This window comes from Arthrobacter sp. TB 26 (assembly GCF_000427315.1).
Lineage (GTDB): Bacteria > Actinomycetota > Actinomycetes > Actinomycetales > Micrococcaceae > Arthrobacter.
The window spans coordinates 1-3,546 of record NZ_AUPJ01000127.1; the positions used below are offsets into that span (position 1 = coordinate 1).

2 protein-coding genes and 2 pseudogenes (1 of these 4 only partly in view) are annotated in these 3,546 nt (G+C 68.3%); 2 read left to right on the forward strand and 2 right to left on the reverse strand.

Translation table 11 applies throughout. The features are described from left to right. Positions 1 to 928, forward strand: a pseudogene (locus K789_RS0103995) (hypothetical protein); the annotation flags it as partial. A 19-nt stretch (positions 929 to 947) separates the two neighbouring features. Here the strand turns inward: K789_RS0103995 and K789_RS22240 are convergent. Together K789_RS22240 and K789_RS0104005 are read right to left on the reverse strand one after the other, a co-directional pair. After that, positions 948 to 1,355 (reverse strand): hypothetical protein, encoded by a 408-nt coding sequence (locus K789_RS22240; protein WP_051180883.1) that lies wholly within the window; start codon positions 1,353 to 1,355, stop codon positions 948 to 950. A 98-nt stretch (positions 1,356 to 1,453) separates the two neighbouring features. Continuing rightward, entirely contained in the window at positions 1,454 to 1,870 is a 417-nt protein-coding gene (locus K789_RS0104005; protein WP_024365631.1) for a PaaI family thioesterase, read from the reverse strand. A gap of 162 nt (positions 1,871 to 2,032) precedes the next feature. Between K789_RS0104005 and paaZ the strand changes: the two are divergent. Beyond that, a pseudogene (paaZ, locus tag K789_RS22245) lies at positions 2,033 to 3,546 on the forward strand (phenylacetic acid degradation bifunctional protein PaaZ); it runs 608 nt beyond the window's last position.

The following is a 3,546-nucleotide window of genomic DNA, read 5'->3' on the forward strand; positions in this document are numbered from 1 at the left end:
GGCCCCGGCGTCGGCCGTGGCCGCCAACTCAAAAGTGCGTATCACCGTTGCCAGCCAGGCACCCGTGGAGTTGCCCGTCGACTCTTCGGGCAACTGGGCATACCCCGCACCCGCGTCCACCGGCCCGCTGTCATTCACGGCGGAAACGGTGAACGGTTTCAGCCACTCGGGCGCCGCTTCCCTCGCCGTGAAGGTCTCCGACCTCGACGCTCCTGTGATCGCTGCGCCTCAAGGGGGAACGGCTTTGAAGACGCTCACCCGCATCGACGGCTCCGGAACTCCCGGGCTGGCCGTAAGACTCACCGGCGACATCAGCGGCTCCGCCGTCGTCGCGCCGGACGGCCGCTGGAGCATCCCGGTTACCGGGCCTGTCTATGGCCAGATCGCCGTGCACGCCGTGCAGACGGCTCCCTCGCACGAGGACAGCCCCTCCGTGAACCGCACGTTCACCGTCACCCCGGTAGCCCCGGCGGTCTCCTCGATTGGGGACGGGCTGCACTTCAGCCTGGCTGCGCTTCCCGAGACGATTTCCGGAACAGGCGTTGACAGCGCCGACGTCACCGTCTCGATCGACGGGACGCCGGCGGGTGCTGCACAGGCCGGGGCCGGCGGGCGCTGGAGTGTTCCGTTCCCTTCAGGCCTTGCTGTTGGGGCGCACGCGCTTTCCGTTACCCAATCGGTTGACGGCGTGGCCTCGGACCCGCTGCTTTTGACCTTTACTATTGACGCCCCGGCCATTGCGCCCGCGGAACCCGCTGTTCCGGCTGCCCAGGCCGCCGTGCTTCCGGCCGGCTCCAGCCAGCTGCCGGACACCGGCGCCGGGCAGCTGCTGCTGATGGGGGGCCTTGCCGGCGGCGCCATCCTGCTGGGCGGCGTCCTGCTGGGCGGTGCCCAACTGGCCGCGGCACGGCGCCGGGCGGTCCGCTAACTGCCGCACCTACTGGAAGTCAGCCAGCCGAAGGTCCGGGCCGCAGGGTCCCGTCCGTCAGTGCGGCCAGGTCTTCCCGGACCTGCCCCCGGAGCGGGAAGGACGCCTCGCTGTCGTCCGCATGCAGGAGCATCGCCTGGACGAGGGGCCGGTACGTGTACTCCAGCACCACATCGCCGAAGGGTACTGAGAGCACCACCTCGTCGCCCCCCTGGACCTCATCGTGCACCAAGTTGGACATCTCGCCATCAGGGGTCCCGAGCCCGCGGACCCGCTTCACGGCCAACTGCCGGTGCTGCCCGTCGTCGGCTTTGGTCAGGCTGTCCTGCCTGGGCTGGTGGACGCCGTCGTGCATGTGCTTGTAGAAGCGCTTGGCGATCTCCTCGATGTGCTCGCCCGGCGGTGCCGGGTGAATCGGCCCTTCCACGCCAACAGCCCGGGTGCGGGGTACTCCGGGTCCATCGGCCCCACATCAGGGACCGGGACCGGTGAAGGCCTGCTCTCCGCCCGGGCGCCGCAGCCCCCTCAGCCTTTGCGGTCCAGCAACAGGTTGGTGATCCGCAGCGTGCACAGCCGCTGCCCGGCGTCGTTGGTGATCAGCACCTCGTGGGTGGTCACGGTGCCGCCGAGATGGATGGGGGTGGCGGTGATGGTGATGATCCCCTCGCGGGCCGACTTGTGGTGGGTGGCCGAGACGTCCACGCCGACGGCGGTCTTACCCAGAGTGCTGGCGTGGATGACCGCGGCCCAGGAGCCCACTGCCTCCCCGACTGCCAGGGACGCGCCGCCGTGCAGCAGCCCGAAGGACTGCCGGTTGCCCTCCACCGGCATGGTGGCGACGACCCGTTCGACGGATTCCTCGACGATCTTCACGCCCATTTTTTCGTCGAGTTCCCCGAGGGTGATCTTCCACGGCTCGGTATTCCGGGGCTCGGGCGTCATAACGTCTCCTCTTTGGCCGGAAATCCAAGGGCTCAGGCCGGTCAGTGCCGCCGCAGCTAGTGTGCGGCAGGCCTCATTCATGTACTGTAGACATATTACCGAACGGACGGTCAGTAATGCTGGCCGTGTTGATCTTGCCCCCGTTGGAAGGACCCGTCAACGATGACCACCACTGCAACCGCTCCGGAACCCACAGTAGACACTGTCGAGATCGTTCCCAGCTTCATCCGGGATTCCTGGTGGACACCCGACGCCGGCTCCGCAGCCGGCGCCGCGTCCGTCCTGGACGCCAGCACCGGTGAACTCCTCGCCAAGGTGAGCACCGAGGGACTGGACCTCGCCGCCGTCGTGGATTACGGACGCACCACCGGCCAGGCGGAACTGGGCAAACTGACCTTCCACCAGCGCGCGCTCAAGCTCAAGGAGCTGGCGCAGTACCTGAACGGCCGCCGCGACGAGTTCTATGCCCTCTCGGCCCAGACCGGTGCCACCAAGATCGACTCGATGGTCGACATCGACGGCGGCATCGGCGTGCTCTTCACGTTCGGCTCCAAGGGCCGGCGTGAACTGCCCAACTCCCAGGTGATCGTGGACGGTCCCATGGAGGTGCTGTCCAAGGACGGTTCCTTCGCCGGCGAGCACATCTACACCCGCATCCCCGGCGTCGCCGTGCAGATCAACGCCTTCAACTTCCCGGTGTGGGGCATGCTCGAGAAGTTCGCCCCGGCCTTCATCGCCGGCGTGCCCACGATCGTTAAGCCCGCCACCCCCACCGGTTACGTCACCGCGGCGGTGGTCAAGGCCATCATCGAGTCCGGCATCCTGCCCAAGGGTTCGCTGCAGCTGGTTTCCGGCTCGGTCCGGACCATGCTGGACCACCTCGACTACCGCGACATCGTGGCCTTCACCGGCTCCGCCTCCACCGCCAACACGCTCAAGTCCCACGTCAATGTGGTCAAGGGCGGGGTCCGCTTCACCTCGGAAACCGACTCCCTGAACGCCTCGATCCTGGGCCCGGACGCCGTCAAGGGCACGCCGGAGTTCGACGCCTTCATCAAGTCCCTTGTCACCGAGATGACCGCCAAGGCCGGCCAGAAGTGCACCTCGATCCGCCGGGCCATCGTGCCGCAGGAACTGGTGCAGGACGTCATCGCCGCCGTGGGGGAGCGGATCAAGGAACGCATTGTCCTCGGCGACCCGCGCGCCGAAGGCGTCAACATGGGCGCCCTGGCGTCCCTGGAGCAGCTCGCCGATGTGCGTGCAGCCGTCCAGTCCATGCTCGACGCCGGCGGCGAACTCGCGTACGGCACGCTCGATGCGCCGAAGGTCACCAGCGCCGACGGCACCGTCGGTGTCGTCGCAGACGGCGCGTTCATGTCCCCCGTGCTGCTGAGCTGGGCGGATCCGGAAGCCGAAGAGGTCCACTCGCTGGAGGCTTTCGGCCCGGTGTCCTCGGTGATCGGCTACACGGACCTGGCCGACGCCGTCCGCCTTGCCGCCCGCGGCGGCGGTTCTCTCGTCGCCTCGGTCTGCACCAACGATCCCGAGGTTGCCCGCGAACTGGTCACCGGCATCGCTGCTCACCACGGCCGCGTGCACATGCTCAACCGCGAGGACGCGCGCAGCTCCACCGGCCACGGTTCGCCGGTCCCGCACCTGGTCCACGGCGGCCCGGG